The 14590-nt window shown below is 72.7% G+C and carries 14 protein-coding genes; 5 read left to right on the forward strand and 9 right to left on the reverse strand.

The genetic code is table 11. The features are described 5' to 3' along the window. Positions 1-10 precede the first annotated feature (10 nt). Genes OG456_RS20180 through OG456_RS20195 form a run of 4 tightly spaced genes read right to left on the reverse strand, consistent with a single transcriptional unit; the run spans position 11 to position 3895 of the window. On the reverse strand, positions 11-988 hold the full coding sequence (locus OG456_RS20180) for an ABC transporter substrate-binding protein (RefSeq protein ID WP_266562942.1): 978 nt from the start codon (positions 986-988) through the stop codon (positions 11-13). Beyond that, positions 985-1824 (reverse strand): ABC transporter ATP-binding protein, encoded by an 840-nt coding sequence (locus tag OG456_RS20185; RefSeq protein WP_266562944.1) that lies wholly within the window; start codon positions 1822-1824, stop codon positions 985-987. Before OG456_RS20185 ends, OG456_RS20180 begins: the two co-directional genes overlap by 4 nt. Next, positions 1821-2882 carry an iron chelate uptake ABC transporter family permease subunit gene (locus OG456_RS20190; RefSeq protein ID WP_266562946.1) on the reverse strand — a complete coding sequence of 354 codons (1062 nt, stop codon included), beginning with the start codon at positions 2880-2882 and terminating at the stop codon, positions 1821-1823. The genes OG456_RS20185 and OG456_RS20190 overlap by 4 nt, the downstream gene beginning before the upstream one ends. After that, positions 2879-3895: an iron ABC transporter permease gene (locus OG456_RS20195; protein WP_266562948.1), complete on the reverse strand. Its 1017-nt coding sequence runs from the start codon at positions 3893-3895 to the stop codon at positions 2879-2881. The genes OG456_RS20190 and OG456_RS20195 overlap by 4 nt, the downstream gene beginning before the upstream one ends. A 65-nt stretch (positions 3896-3960) precedes the next feature. Between OG456_RS20195 and OG456_RS20200 the strand changes: the two genes are divergently transcribed. After that, positions 3961-4608 carry an HAD family hydrolase gene (locus tag OG456_RS20200; protein WP_266562950.1) on the forward strand — a complete coding sequence of 216 codons (648 nt, stop codon included), beginning with the start codon at positions 3961-3963 and terminating at the stop codon, positions 4606-4608. On the opposite strand, the gene OG456_RS20205 is transcribed toward OG456_RS20200, so the two are convergent. After that, the gene (locus tag OG456_RS20205) at positions 4587-4835 is read right to left on the reverse strand and encodes a hypothetical protein (RefSeq protein WP_266562952.1); all 249 of its coding nucleotides are present in this window, start codon (positions 4833-4835) and stop codon (positions 4587-4589) included. The genes OG456_RS20200 and OG456_RS20205 overlap by 22 nt on opposite strands. A 187-nt stretch (positions 4836-5022) precedes the next feature. Here OG456_RS20205 and OG456_RS50515 point away from each other — a divergent pair, with 187 nt between their 5' ends. Beyond that, complete coding sequence (locus OG456_RS50515) at positions 5023-5406, forward strand: cold-shock protein (protein ID WP_116512381.1); 384 nt, start codon at positions 5023-5025, stop codon at positions 5404-5406. 20 nt (positions 5407-5426) lie between these two features. On the opposite strand, the gene OG456_RS20215 is transcribed toward OG456_RS50515, so the two are convergent. The 4 genes from OG456_RS20215 to OG456_RS20230 all read right to left on the reverse strand — a co-directional run bounded on the left by OG456_RS20215 (position 5427) and on the right by OG456_RS20230 (position 8934). After that, a complete protein-coding gene (locus OG456_RS20215) occupies positions 5427-6284 on the reverse strand; it encodes a 1,4-dihydroxy-6-naphthoate synthase (RefSeq protein WP_266562954.1) in 858 nt (285 codons plus the stop codon). After that, on the reverse strand, positions 6281-6988 hold the full coding sequence (locus OG456_RS20220; RefSeq protein ID WP_266562956.1) for a futalosine hydrolase: 708 nt from the start codon (positions 6986-6988) through the stop codon (positions 6281-6283). Before OG456_RS20220 ends, OG456_RS20215 begins: the two co-directional genes overlap by 4 nt. Then, positions 6958-7434, reverse strand: coding sequence for a DUF2771 domain-containing protein (locus OG456_RS20225; protein WP_266562957.1), 477 nt, complete (start codon positions 7432-7434; stop codon positions 6958-6960). Before OG456_RS20225 ends, OG456_RS20220 begins: the two co-directional genes overlap by 31 nt. Before the next feature lie 102 nt (positions 7435-7536). Beyond that, positions 7537-8934, reverse strand: a complete 1398-nt coding sequence (locus tag OG456_RS20230; protein WP_266562958.1) for an MFS transporter — start codon at positions 8932-8934, stop codon at positions 7537-7539. 335 nt (positions 8935-9269) lie between these two features. Between OG456_RS20230 and OG456_RS20235 the strand changes: the two genes are divergently transcribed. The 3 genes from OG456_RS20235 to OG456_RS20245 all read left to right on the forward strand — a co-directional run bounded on the left by OG456_RS20235 (position 9270) and on the right by OG456_RS20245 (position 14588). Next, the gene (locus OG456_RS20235; protein WP_266562960.1) at positions 9270-10193 is read left to right on the forward strand and encodes a DUF3027 domain-containing protein; all 924 of its coding nucleotides are present in this window, start codon (positions 9270-9272) and stop codon (positions 10191-10193) included. An 89-nt stretch (positions 10194-10282) separates the two neighbouring features. Further along, a complete protein-coding gene (locus OG456_RS20240) occupies positions 10283-13429 on the forward strand; it encodes a sacsin N-terminal ATP-binding-like domain-containing protein (RefSeq protein WP_266569349.1) in 3147 nt (1048 codons plus the stop codon). A 223-nt stretch (positions 13430-13652) separates the two neighbouring features. Next, positions 13653-14588 carry a hypothetical protein gene (locus OG456_RS20245; protein ID WP_266562962.1) on the forward strand — a complete coding sequence of 312 codons (936 nt, stop codon included), beginning with the start codon at positions 13653-13655 and terminating at the stop codon, positions 14586-14588. Positions 14589-14590 lie beyond the last annotated feature (2 nt).

The raw sequence follows: 14590 nt of genomic DNA on the forward strand, positions 1-14590 counted from the left end.
CGAGGGCCTGTTACGCGGTCAGGTCCATCTGGAACTCGTCGAGGATCTGGTGCGCGGCGCTGTAACCGATGCCCGCGATCCACAGATTGTCGTCGACCTGGAAGACCTTGCCGTCCTTGGACGCCTTGAGCTTCTTCCACAGCCCGCTCTTCATCGTCCCGGTCGCCTTGGCCTTGCCCGGGTCGCCGTAGGTCGAGGTGAAGACGACGTCCGCGTCGGCGAGGTCGATCTTCTCGGGGCTCACGTCGTACGAGAACCCGTCCTTGGCCCTGTCGGTGATGGCGGGGCGGCCCACGCCGAGGTCGCCGAGGATCGAGCCGATGTAGTTCTGCTTCCCGTAGATGCGGATGTCGGCGCCTTCGACGAAGCGGACGAAGTTGATGTCCGTCGCGGCGGCCTTCTCCTTGCCGCCGATCGCGGTGGTCACCTTCGCGACGTGCGCGTCGTAGTCGGCGACGACCTTCTTCGCCTCGGCCTTCCGGCCGAGCGCGTCGGCGTGGACCTGGAAGTTCTCCTTCCAGGCGGTGCCGGTGGACTCCGTCATCACGGTCGGGGCGATGGCGCTGAGCTGCTTGTAGCGGGCGCCGTCGCGGACCTTGCTGGTGAGGATGAGGTCGGGCTCGAGGGCGGCGACGGCCTCCATGTCGGGGTTGGCGATCTCGCCGACCTCCTTGATGCCCTTCACCTCGCCTCCGGGCAGGTAGGACGGGAAGCCCTCCTCCGTCGCCGCGTGGGTCGCGCCGACGGGCTTCACACCGAGGGTGAGCGCGGAGTCGAGCTCGCCGGTGTCCAGGACGACGACGCGGGTGGGGTGTTCGGGCACCTTCACGTCGCCCATCGCCGTACTGACTGTGTGCGTCTTCGCGGAGGCCGACGCCGCCGCGTCGGAGCCGGAGTCCCCGTCGGACGAGCCGCAGGCGGTCAGGGCCAGGGCGCCGGTCAGGGCGAGGGCACCGGCGGTCAGGGCGGGGCGGGCGCTGCGGGTCATGAGGCCGCCTTCCGGGAAAGGGAGTCGGACGCGGCGCCGGACCGGGCGCCGGCCTGCCAGGGCGCGCCGGGGACGATCAGCGGGGAGCCGGTCACCGGGTCGGGAACGACCACGCAGTCCAGACCGAACACCTCCCGTACGAGATCCGCCGTGACGACCTCGGCGGGCGGGCCCTCGGCGACGATGCGGCCCGACTTCATGGCGACGAGATGGTCGGCGTAGCGCGCCGCCTGGTTGAGGTCGTGCAGGACGAGGACGACGGTGCGGTCCTTGTCGTGGTTCAACTGGCGTACGAGGTCGAGGACTTCGACCTGGTGGGCGATGTCGAGATACGTCGTCGGCTCGTCCAGGAGCAGCAGCTCCGTCTCCTGGGCCAGCGCCATGGCGATCCACACGCGCTGGCGCTGGCCGCCGGAGAGCTCGTCGACGGAGCGGTCGGCGAGGGCCGCGACGTCGGTGCGTTCCATGGCCTCCGTGACGGCGCGCTCGTCGGCGTCGGACCACTGCTGCCACCAGTGCTGGTGGGGCTGGCGGCCACGGGCCACGAGGTCGGCGACGGTGATCGCCTCGGGCGCCACGGGCGTCTGCGGCAGCAGCCCGATCTGCTGGGCGATCTTCTTGGTGGGCAGCCTGGTGAGGGCTTCGCCGTCGAGGAGCACGGAGCCTCTCCTCGGCTTGAGCAGCCGGCCGAGAGCGCGCAGCGTGGTCGACTTGCCGCACGCGTTGGGCCCGACGATCACGGTCACCCGGCCGTCGGGGACGGCGAGGTCGAGGTCGTGGACGACGGTGCGGTCCTCGTAGGCGAGGGTGAGCGCGCTGGTGCTGAGCCGGGTCACCGGTTTCCTCCCGTGCGGCTGCGGACGATGAGCCAGATCAGGTACGGCGCCCCGACGGCGGCTGTGAGGACACCCACCGGGAGTTCGGTGGGGGAGAACAGGCGCCGGGCCAGCAGATCGGCCACGACGACGATGAACGCGCCCAGGAGCGCCGAGCACAGGAGCGGGATCTGGGCGGTGCGGGTCACCCGGCGGGCGATCTGCGGGGCCAGGAGCGCGACGAAGTCGACGGGTCCCGCGGCGCCGGTCGCGACGGACGCGAGGACGACGCCCAGGAGCACGAGGCCGAGGCGCACGCGGCCGAGGCGCACGCCGAGCGCGGTCGCCGTGTCGTCGTCCATGGAGACGGTGCGCTGGGCGCGGGCGGCCCATGCGACGAACGGGACGAGGATGAGGAAGGTCCAGCCCAATGGGGCGGCCTCGGCCCAGCCGCGGCCGTTGAGAGAGCCCGTCATCCAGATCTGGGCCTGCTGGGCGACGAGATAGTCGCCCTTCGTCATGAACAGCGTCGTCACCGACCGCAGCGCGATGGCGAAGCCGATGCCGATGAGGACGAAGCGCGTCGCGTGCAGTCCGCCGCGCCACGCGAAGGCGTACACGAGGAGCGCGGCGAGGAGGCCGCCGAGTACGGAGAGGTAGGGCAGGACCGCGTACGACGTGACGCCGAACGTCATGGCGCCGACGGTCAGCGCGCTCGCGCCCTGGCTGACGCCGATGATGTCGGGGGACGCCAGCGGGTTGCGGGCGACGGTCTGGATGAGCGCGCCCGCGACGCCGAACGCGGCGCCGACCAGGAGCCCGACGACCATGCGAGGGGCGCGCAGCGTGCCGACGACGAGTTCGTCCGGGGACGGCCGGCCGGTGATGACCCTGACGACCTCTGCGGGAGCGATGAAGGACTCGCCGACGCAGAGACAGGCGAGGCAGGCGGCCGCGAGAAGGACCACGAGGGACACGGCGACGACGGCGGCCCTGCGGTGCAGGAGGAACGCGGCGCGTCCCGCGCGGACGACGGAGTACCCGGCGGGGCGGACCCGGGGCGCGGTGGTCGTACTCATGCGGGGACCGCCTTGCGCCGGACCAGGGTGACGAGGAACGGAACGCCGATCAGCGCGGTCATCACGCCCGCGGGCACCTCGCCCGGCGGGAAGACGACGCGGCCCACGGTGTCGGAGACGAGAAGCATGACGGGGCCGATGAGGGCCGCCATCGGCAGGACCCAGCGGTGGTCGCTGCCCACGACGGCCCGGGCTATGTGCGGAACGGCCAGGCCGATGAAGGCGATCGGTCCCGCGGCGGCCACCCCGACGCCGGTCAGGACGGTCGCGCCGAGGCCGCCGACGATCCGTACGGTCGCGACCCGCTGGCCGAGTCCCTTGGCGACGTCCTCGCCGAGCGCGAGCGCGTCGAGGCCGCGGGCGACGGACAGCACGAGGAGTACGCCGACGACGAGGAACGGCCAGACCTGGCCCACGATGTGGGTGTCCCGGCCGGACAGCGAGCCCACCTGCCAGAACCTGAACTCGTCCATGGCGGACGCCTTCGTGGTGAGGACGGCCGTGGTGACGGAGACCAGGAGCGCGTTGATCGCGGCACCGCCGAGCGCGAGCTTGACCGGCGTCGCGCCGCCGCGCCCGCTGGAGGCGATGGCGTGGACGGCGACGGAGGCGAGCGCCGCGCCCGCGAACGCGAACCAGACGTAGCCGGTGAGCGTGTGGATGCCGGCGAAGGCGATCGCGAGGACGACGCCGACCGACGCGCCCTGGCTGATGCCGAGGATCCCGGGGTCGGCGATGGGGTTGCGGGTGATGCCCTGGAGGACGGTCCCGGCGAGGGCGAGCGCGGCGCCGACCATCAGGCCGACGAGCGTGCGCGGCAGCCGCAGGCCCCTGATGACCTCGGCGTCGTCGCTGTGGCCGCCGTGCACGAGCGCGTCGAGGACCGCGGACGGGGCGATCGCGCGGGCGCCCACGGCGAGACTGAGCAGGACCGCGAGAACGAGGGCCACGAGCGCGGCCGCCGTCCAGACGATGCGTCGCCGCGCGGCGGGGGCGGCTGAGATCTGACCCATGGACCAATCCGAGGTTGGTAAGGCTTAGCTAAGCGGCAATCGTACGCCCAGGCACAATGGCCCTCATGGGTGCATACGAGAGCGCGAACGGATCAGCCGCGGGACCGACGGTCGGCTTCGACCTCGACATGACGCTGATCGACTCACGGCCGGGGATCAGGGACACCTGGCTGGAACTCGCCGACCGTACGGGCGCGCAGCTCGACGCCGATCTCATCGTGACCCGGCTCGGCCCGCCGCTGGAGCAGGAGCTCGCGTACTGGTTCCCCGAGGAGCGGATCCCGGAGATGGCCGACCTGTACCGGGAGCTCTACCCGGCGCACGCCATCACCGGGACGTACGCGATGCCGGGCGTGCACGAGGCCGTCGCCGCGGTGCACGCGGCGGGCGGCAGGGCGATCGTCGTCACGGCGAAGTACGAGCCCAACGCGAAGCTCCACCTCGAACACCTGGACATCGCCGCCGACGAGGTCGTCGGCAACCTGTGGGCCGAGGGCAAGGCGACGGCGCTGCGCGAGCACGGCGCGTCCGTGTACGTCGGTGACCACACCGGCGACGTGCGCGGCGCCCGCACCGCCGACGCGCTGTCCGTGGCCGTCACGACGGGGCCGTGCGACGCGGCGGAGCTGCGCGACGCCGGCGCGGACGTCGTGCTCGCGGATCTGACGGAGTTCCCCGCCTGGCTGGAGCGCTACGTCGCCGAGCGGGCCTGACGGCGCTGCACGGCGATCCCGCGCAGCACTCCGGCCGCGGAGATCAGGAAGCCGACACCCATCAGCATGCACACCGCGTAGGCGACGGGCGGGAACGGGTCGGTTCCGAGGAACAGGGGAGCCATCGTGGCCAGGGTGGCCACGGCTCCGACGATGAAGACGACGCCGCCGGCCTTGACGAGGCCGTCGCCGGGTCCGGCGGAATTCGCTTGGGTTTTGTCACGCACCCGACCAGGGTAGTTCCCAGCGCGAAGGAACAATCCGGGTTCCTCGGGCCGTCTTGTCACGGGCTCCTGGGCCATTAGCCTGGTGCCGGCGGGTCGGGCGGCCCGCTGCAGTGCTATCCAGAGCCGTTTCCAGCGCCGTTCTTCATCGCACGAAACGGCATGACGAGTACGAGGACGAGGACTTCACGTGCCTACCGGCAAGGTCAAGTGGTTCAACAGCGAGAAGGGCTTCGGCTTTCTCTCCCGCGACGACGGCGGCGACGTCTTCGTGCATTCCTCCGTACTCCCGGCCGGCGTGGACGCTCTCAAGCCGGGCCAGCGTGTCGAGTTCGGCGTCGTCGCGGGACAGCGCGGCGACCAGGCGCTCTCCGTGACCATCCTGGATCCGACCCCGTCCGTGGCCGCGGCGCAGCGCCGCAAGCCGGACGAACTGGCATCGATCGTCCAGGACTTGACGACGCTCCTCGAGAACATCACGCCCATGCTGGAAAAGGGCCGCTACCCGGACAAGGCCTCCGGCGCGAAGATCGCGGGCCTGCTGCGAGCGGTGGCCGACCAACTGGACGTGTAGCCGCCGCCACTTCACGACCTCTACGGAAACGCGAGCGCGCCCGGGCCGAGGGCGGGCACGATCCCCTCGGCCGCGGCGCGCGTCAGGAGACCGCGGATCGCCGCATAGCCGTTCTCGCCCAGGTCGGCCGTGAACTCGTTGACGTACAGGCCGATGTGCTGGTCCGCCACCGACGGGTCCATCTCCTGGGCGTGTTCCTGGACGTAGGGGCGGGAGGCCTCCGGGTCGTCCCAGGCCATGCGCACCGATGTGCGGACCGCCTCGGCGAGTCGGCGCAGCCGGTCCTCGCCCAGGCTCCGCTTCGCGATGATCGCGCCGAGCGGGATGGGCAGCCCGGTCGTGTTCTCCCAGTGCTCGCCCATGTCGGCGAGGGAGTGCAGGCCGTAGTTCTGGTACGTGAAGCGGGCCTCGTGGATGACGAGTCCGGCGTCGACCTTGCCGTCCCGTACGGCGGGCATGATCTCGTCGAAGGGCATCACGACGACCTCGCCGACCCCGCCGGGCACGATGTCCGCGGTCCAGAGGCGGAACAGCAGGTACGCCGTCGACTTCTCGCTGGGGACGGCGACCGTCTTCCCGGTCAGGTCGACGCCCGGCTCGCGCGTGAGCACGAGCGGGCCGCAGCCCCGGCCCAGCGCGCCGCCGCAGGGCAGCAGCGCGTAGTCGTCGAGGACGTACGGCAGGACGGCGTACGACACCTTCAGCACGTCGAATTCGGGGGAGCGTCGCTCGGCGACGCCGTTCGTGATGTCGATGTCGGCGAAGGTCACGTCGAGGGCGGGCGCCCCGGGGACGCGGCCGTGGGCCCACGCGTCGAAGACGAACGTGTCGTTCGGGCAGGGTGAGAAGGCGATCCTGAGATCTTCGGGGTGCGTCATGTGCGGTTCCAACTCTCCAGTACGGGCGCGGACTTCCCGAACGCTTCGGTGAGCGCCGCGAGTGCGTCGCCGATGCGCCAGGCCGCGCGGTCGCGGGGGCCGACGGCGTTGGAGACCGCGCGGATCTCCAGGACGGGCACGCCGTGCGCGGCGGCCGCCTCGGCGACCCCGAAGCCCTCCATCGCCTCGGCGGCGGCGCCGGGGTGACGGTCCAGCAGCTCGGCGGCGCGGGCCGCGGTGCCGGTCACGGTGGAGACGGTCAGGACGGTGCCGGTGAGCGCGCCGGTGGCCTCGGCGACGTCCGTCACGAGGGAGGGCGGCGGGAGGTGCGTGACCGTGCCGAAGCCGAGTTCGGTGACGGGCAGGAAGCCGTCGGGGGTCTCGGCGCCCAGGTCGGCGGCGGTCAGCGCGTCGGCGACGACGACGGAGCCGATGGGCGCGTTCGGCTGGAATCCGCCGCCGATCCCGGCGGAGACGACGAGACGGTACGGCCGCCCCGACAGGGCGGCGGTGGTGAGGGCGGTGGCGGTGCCGGCCGCCGCGGCGGCGGGCCCGACGCCCACCGCGACGACATCGACGGCAGGGTGCGCGGCGCCCGCCCCGGACAGGCCCCTGGCCACCGCGTCCCGCTCCGCGGGGACGGCGGTGGCGATCAGGACCCGCCCACGCTCCGTCAGGCGTCCTTCTTCAGCTTGAACGACCACAGGCCGGTCGCGTTCGAGCCGCTGCCCTCGACGATGGAGACCGTCGTGGAGCTGCCCGTGGCGCCGTACTGCTGGTTGAAGAACACGCTGCCCGGGACGGTGCGGTAGGTCTTGTTGCTGGCCTCGGTCAGCGGCTGACCGTTCATGAGCAGGGTCCAGCCCTTGTCCGCGATCTTCGGGTCGACGCCGAAGCGGACGGTCGCGTCGGGGTCGACCTTGATGGACTTGATGTCCTTGTTCTTGAGGCAGTCCTTCAGCGCGGAGGCGTTCAGGGCCTTGCCGTCGTTGTAGCAGGCGGCTTCCGACGTCACCGTGGAGCGGCCGACCGTGATGGTCGCCAGCGGCGTCGGCTTGTCGCAGGCCGAGAGGACGAGCAGTCCGGCAGCGACGGCGCCGGCGGCTGCCACGGTGCGGCGGTTGCGCACGGTGAAACGCAGGGAGGTCATGCGGGCAGGCTATCTGGCGGCCCGCACACACTCGCCATGCGGGTACGGCGTGCCGCATGCTCACGCCATCCGGAGTGGATCTCCCGCTCTCCCGGCCGTCCCTCACGCCACGCGGCTGCGTGCCTGGCCGCCGTGGCGCGCGGCGGCCAGCAGGCCTCGTACGGTCGTCAGCCAGCCCGTTCCGACGATCGCCGCGGCGACGCCGAGGCCCAGTGCTCCGTTCAGGGGCAGTGCGATGCCGATGGCGCCGCCGACGACCCACGCCATCTGGAGGAGGGTCTCGGAGCGGGCGAACGCGGAGTTGCGGACCTCTTCCGGGACGTCGCGCTGGATCAGGGCGTCCAGGGACAGCTTGGAGAGGGCCTGCGCGAACCCGGCGACGGCCGCCAGGCACGCTGTGAGGGCCGCGCTGAAGAACAGCGCGGCCGCGATCGCCACGCCCAGGACCGCCGCCACCACCGTCACGATGATGATCTCCGGCGCCCGTGATTTGAGCCATGCCCCGACGGCCGTGCCCAGGGCGTTGCCCGCGCCCGCCGAGATGCCGACGATGCTGAGCGACACGGCGGCGCTCTGCCCCGGCATGGGGTGCTCGCGCAGCAGGAACGCCAGGAAGAAGATCAGGAAGCCGGAGAGGCAGCGCTGCGAGGCGTTGACGAACAGCGCGTGCGTCACGGCCGGGCCGACCGTGCGCAGACCGGGGCGCTTCTGCTTCGTCGTCTCCTTGTGCGGGCCGTGCAGATGCTGCTCGTCGGCCGCGAGGAGCGCCTTTCCCTCGCCCTTCGCGGAGTCCACCTTGTGCGGGAGCTGGAAGCACAGGACCATGCCCGAAATGAAGATCACGAACGCGCCGTAGAGGGGCCAGCGCGGCCCGAGCAGCTGGAGTCCGGCGCCGACCGGTGCGGCCACACCGGTGGCGAGGAGCCCGCCGAGCGTCACCCGCGAATTGGCCTTGACCAGGGAGAAGCGGGGTGGCAGCAGGCGCGGCACGACGGCGCTGCGGACCACGCCGTACGCCTTGGACGCCACCAGGACGCCCAGTGCCGCCGGGTACAGCTGCACGCCGCCGCTGATCACCGCCTCGGACAGGACGATCGCGAGCAGCGCCCGCGCCAGCATCGAAGCGGCCATCGCGGCGCGCCGCCCGTGCGGCAGCCGGTCCAGGAGCGGCCCGACGACGGGCGCGAGGATGGTGAAGGGCGCCATCGTGATGCCGAGGTACAGGGCGACGCGCCCGCGCGCCTCGTCCGTCGGCACCGAGAAGAACACCGTGGACGCGAGCGCGATGGTGATCATGACGTCGCCGGCGCCGTTCACCGCATGCAGTTCGATCAGTTTTCCGAGACCCGACTCGCCCGCGCCGTGCGCGTGGGTCGCTTTGCGGATTCCGCGCGCCGTGCCGGTGAACGGCAGGTGCAGGGCGCGCCCGAGCCCGCGGACCGCCCTGCGTACCGGGCCCGATCCGCCTGCTGCGCGCGAGGACGACCTTGCGGAAGTCACTCAGCCATAGTGCCCCCGGAAGGTGGCGACTAGTGCCGATATCGGCGGAGCGGGTCGCCGGTACGGCCCCCTGGAACCGCCCCGCCGCGTGGTGCAGGACACAGCTACTTGTACGTCGGTGTGGGCGCACGGGCCAGGAGAAGGTAGCGTGCGTAACGCGCCTGCGGCAGCTGTGCTCGGCCGCGCGCCTCTCGGTCATCCCGCAGAATGGGTGACGTAGGTGCGCCCGGGGACGTTCGGGCGCGGACGTCGACGCGGCCCCCTGGTCCGCTCCGTCCGTACCCCCGCGCAAGGGTGGCGCACTCGTGAGACGGCGTAGGAGAGAAGCGATACCTGTGAGCGCAGCGACAACGCGAAGCCGCACCCCTGACCGTCTGTGCGCCGAGGCGGTAGGTCTCGCGCGGACCGCGGCCGAGGAGGCCGCCGCGCCAGGAGTCGTGGGCGAGCACGTCGACGTGGTCGTCGAGGGCGACCGGGTCGTCACGCATCTCTTCGAGTGCAAGGAGTTCGGCTACCGCGGCTGGCGGTGGGCCGTGACGGTCGCGCGGGCCTCGCGCGCCAAGGTCGTCACCCTCGACGAGACGGTGCTGCTGCCCGGCCCCGACGCGCTTCTCGCCCCCGAGTGGGTGCCGTGGAGCGAGCGGCTGCGGCCCGGCGACATGGGCCCCGGAGACCTGCTCCCGACCGACGCCGAGGATCTTCGGCTTGAGCCCGGCTATTCGGGTGAGGACGCCCCGCCGCCTAACTCCGTGGTGTCCGAGGAGATGGCCGAACTCGCCGAGGCGGAGGACGCCGAGCTGACGGTGGGACCGCCCGCGGAACTGCCCGTCGTGCCCGAGCGCGGCTCCATCGCGTCGGTCGCCGAGGAGCTCGGTATGCGGCGCGCCCGGGTGTTGTCCCGTTATGGCCTCCACACCGCGGCCGACCGCTGGGACGAGGCGTACGGGGCGAAGACGCAGATGGCCCAGGCGGCGCCCGCCACCTGCGTGTCCTGTGGATTCCTCGCACCGATCGGCGGCTCGCTCGGCCAGGCCTTCGGCGTCTGCGGCAACGAGTTCTCCCCGGCGGACGGCCGGGTCGTCTCCCTCTCGTACGGCTGCGGCGGCCACTCCGAGGCGGCCGTCATGCCGAAGCCCCCGCGCCCGGCCCCGCCGGTGATCGACGAGACGCGAGTGGACCCGTTCCCGCTCCGCCCGGCGGCGGACTCCGGCTCGGTCCCGAGCGCCCCGGACGGCACGGAGGACCTGGGGCACTCGTAGCCCTCGCAGTTCTCTTTCCGCCCGCGCGGTAGCGTCTGCGTCGCCAGGGTTGGCCTGGGTGAACGGCAGAGGGAGACCACACCGTGAGCGTGAGCAAGATCGTGCGCCCGGCAGCCGAGGGGATGGACCCGTTCGGGACGGCCCGTCTGCGGCGTGGGGTCCTCGATGCCTGGGCCGGCAGCCCGGCCCGCTTCCGTGAGGACGCCAACGCCGAGGAGGACCTCGCCCTCGGCGGCTACCGCGACCGTCTCGTCGTCGAGCTCGCCCAGAACGCCGCCGACGCGGCCGCCCGCGCAGGTGTCCCCGGCCGCTTCTCCCTGACCCTGCGCGACGGCGTGCTCGTCGCCGCGAACACCGGCGCGCCGCTGGACGCCGCCGGTGTCGAGTCGCTGTCCACGCTGCGGGCCTCCGCCAAGCGTGAGCAGGGCGACGGCGCGGTGGGCCGGTTCGGCGTCGGGTTCGCCGCCGTCCTCGCCGTGACCGACGAGCCCGCGGTCGTCGGCCGCACGGGCGGGGTGCGCTGGTCGCTGGCCGAGGCGCGCGGCCTCGCCGCCGACACCGCGCGGCACAGCCCCGGCCTCGGCGACGAACTGCGCCGCCGGGACGGCCATGTGCCGCTGCTCAGGCTTCCGTTCGCCGCGGAGGGCTCGGCCCCGGACCCGTACGAGACCGTCGTGATCCTGCCGCTGCGCGACGCCGCGGCGGAGGCGCTCGCGGCGCGGCTCATCGACGCCATCGACGACACGCTCCTCCTCGCCCTGCCCGGTCTCGACGAGGTCGTCGTGGAGACCGGGTCGGGGACGCGCATCCTGCGCCGCAGGACCGACGGGCCGTACGTGGCGGTGGACGACGAGCGCGAGGACGCCGCGTCCGGCGGGCGCGAGAGTGTCACGACCCGCTGGCGTGTCCTCGTCCGAAACGGCCCGCTCGAAGCCGCGCTCCTCGCCGACCGGCCCCTCGAAGAGCGCCTCCGCCCGCACTGGTCCGTGACCTGGGCCGTACCCGTGGACACGGACGGCGCCCCCGAGCCGCCCCGCAGCGCGCCCGTGCTCCACGCGCCGACCCCCAGCGACGAACCGCTCGGCGTGCCCGCGCTGCTCATCGCCTCGTTCCCCCTCGACACGACCCGGCGGCACGCCGCCCCCGGGCCGCTCACCGACTTCCTGGTGGAGCGCGCCGCCGACGCCTACGCCGAACTCCTCGCCGGATGGCGCCCGGTGAGCACCGCCGTCCTCGGCCTCGTGCCGGGCCCGCTCGGCCGGGGTGAGCTGGACGGCAGCCTGCGCGGGGCGATCCTGGCCCGGCTGCCGCGCACCGCGTTCCTGCCGCCCGCGCTGCCGCGCACGAAGGACGACGCCGACGGACTGCCCGAGACGCTGCGGCCGCGCGAGGCCGAGGTCGTCGAGGGCGCCGGCGCCGAGACCGTGCGGGTCCTCGCCGAGGTCCTGCCGAGCCTGCTGCCCGCCGGACTCGAACGCCGCGTCGAGCTGCGGACCCTGGAGGTCGCCCGGGTCCCGCTGACGGAGGCGGTCGACCGGCTCGCCGGTCTGGAGAAGGAGCCGGGCTGGTGGCGGCGCCTTTACGACAGCCTCGCGGGCGTCGACCCGGACCGGCTCACCGGGCTCCCGGTGCCGCTGGCCGGTGGGCGTACGACGATCGGGCCGCGGCAGGTGCTGCTGCCCATGCCGGACGCGACACCGGGTGAGGCGCTCGCCCGGCTCGGCCTCAAGGTCGCCCACGTGGACGCCGCGCACCCGTTGCTCGAAAAGCTGGGCGCGCTGCCCGCGACGCCCCGCGCCGTCCTGACGACCCCTCAGGTGCGGGCGGCCGTCGCCGGTTCGCTCGACGACGACGTCTGGTCCCTCGACGACGACGGCCCGGTCGGCGTGGACGAGTTGGCCGAGCTGGTCCTCACCCTCGTACGGGACGCGAACCTGGAGCCCGGGGACGAGCCGTGGCTGGGCGCGCTCGCGCTGCCCGACGACGAGGGCGAGCTGGCGCCCGCCGGTGAACTCGTGCTGCCCGGCAGCCCGTTCGCGCAGGTCGTCCGCGAGGGCGAACTCGCCATGGTGGACGGCGACCTCGCCGAGCGGTGGGGTGAGCAGCCGCTCGCCGCGTGCGGTGTCCTCGCCGGGTTCGCCCTGGTCCGCGCCGCCGACGTGGTCCTCGACCCGGACGAACTCGACCCGCGCGACGGCGACTTCGCGGAGCCGGACGACGCGGGCCTGCTCGACGCGGTCGACGTGTGGTGCGAGGACGTACTCGACCGGCTGCCCGACACCCCCGTGCCGCCCGTCGCCACCGAACTCGTCGCCGTACGCGACCTGGACCTCGTCGACGACGACCGCTGGCCCCAGGCCCTCGCCCTGCTGTCCCGCCCGCCGCTGCGCGACGCCCTCACCCAGCCCGTCCGGGTCCTGCTGCCCGACGGCACGCACGAGATCGTCCGCCCGTACACGGCCTGGTGGCTGCGTGACCACCCCGTCCTCGACGGCCGCCGGCCGGCCGGCCTGCGCGCGGCGGGCGGTGACCCGCTGCTCGCCGGGCTCTACGACCCGGCGGACGCGACCGGGTTCGAGGACGAGCAGGTGCTGCGCGCACTCGGCGTACGCACCTCCGTCGCCGCGCTCCTCGACGAGCCCGGCGGCGCGGCCGAGCTCCTCGACCGGCTCGCCGACCCGGAGCGCGAGGTCGGCGCGGCCCAACTCCACGCCCTGTACGGGGCGCTGGCCGACCTCGACCCGGAGCAGGTGACCCTGCCCGACGAGTTGCGGGCCGTGGTGGACGGTGAGGTCAGGGTCGTGGACGCGGCCGACGCCGTCGTCGCGGACGCGCCCGATCTGCTGCCCCTGGCCGGCGGGCTGGCCCTGCTGCCGGTGAGTCCGGGTCGGGCCGCGGACCTGGCGGACCTCTTCCAGGTACGACGGCTGAGCACGACCGCCGACGCCGGGGTCACTCAGGAGGGCGCCGAACATCCGGTGCCGGAGTCCGTACGGACCCTGCTCGGACCGGCGACCCCGCAGAGGTACGTCGAGCACGAGGAGCTGTTCGTCGCCGGGGTGGAGGTCGACTGGCGGCGCACGTCCGAGGGCACGGTCCACGCCTCGACCCTGGAGGGCGTGGCGGCGGGCTTGGCGTGGGCGGCGGGGCAGTGGCCGCGCCGCTTCGAGGTCGCGGCCCTGCTCGAAGACCCGTCGAGGACGGCGGAGCTGGCACGGGACCGCTGGTTCGACTGATCCGGGACCGGCTGGTCGGCTGACCTGCGGTTCAGTATGCATCTGGTGTGCCGTTGGTAAAGCCCGACGGCGCCCTGGCAAAGCACGCACAAAGGCTTCACCTGCCGTACAACCCGTCGCGGGGGTTGCACGTCTGATCATCCGAGTCAACAGACTCCTAGATCACTTGGGCCCCGCGTGACAGCATCTGCACCGCGGGACCCCTCTCCTCATGGGGAATCACATGCGCATACGTGCCACCATGGCCGCCGCGACGGTGACCGGCTCTCTCGCCCTGGCCGCTTTCGCCGTGCCGGCCGCGCAGGCCACCGACCAGCCGAGCCTGGCGCAGGCTCACCAGGTCGCCCAGAAGGCTGCGGGGCACTCGGCTCCGCAGGCCCGTTCGCTGACCGCCACCGAGGCCGGCGACCCATACGTGATGGACGCCACCTTCTCGAACATCAAGGTGAACAGCGGTAAGTCCGCCATCGTTGTCGGCACCACCAACACGGTGCACGTCTCGTACAGCTTCACCTTCACCCACGGCTCGGACGTGGACCCGACGGCCGACGACTTCGTCCCGGGCGTCGACCTCTACCGCACCGACACCGACGAGGGGAACGCCCTGTTCGGCGACGCCCCGGCGACCTGCACGGCCGCCTCGTCGACTGTCGCGAACTGCAACGGCAGCATCGACATCAACCCGCAGGAGGAGCTGACCAACGTCGACGCCGGAGCCAAATGGACCGGCGAGGCGTTCGCCGTCGCGTACAACGGCCAGGACCCGGACAGCCCCAGCGACCCGAGCAAGATCGGCACCGCGTACCAGGACGCCGTGTCGTCCAACGCCCTGCAGCGCTACTCCAAGCTCACCGTCAACGCGTCCCCCGAGCCCGTGAAGAAGGGCGGCACGCTCACCATCACGGGCGCCCTGACCCGCGCGAACTGGGACACGCACAAGTACGCCGGCTACACCAGCCAGTCGGTGAAGCTGCAGTTCCGCAAGACGAGCTCCTCGGCGTACCCGACGACGTACCTGAAGTCGGTCACGTCGTCCTCGACCGGCTCGCTGAAGACCACGTCCACGGCCACGTACGACGGCTACTGGCGCTACAACTTCCTCGGCACCTCCACCACCCCGGCCGTCAAGGCCACGGGTGACTTCGTCGACGTGCAGTAGAA

The sequence above is a fragment of the Streptomyces sp. NBC_01446 genome (assembly GCF_026340095.1).
GTDB classification, from domain to species: Bacteria; Actinomycetota; Actinomycetes; order Streptomycetales; family Streptomycetaceae; genus Streptomyces; species Streptomyces aureus.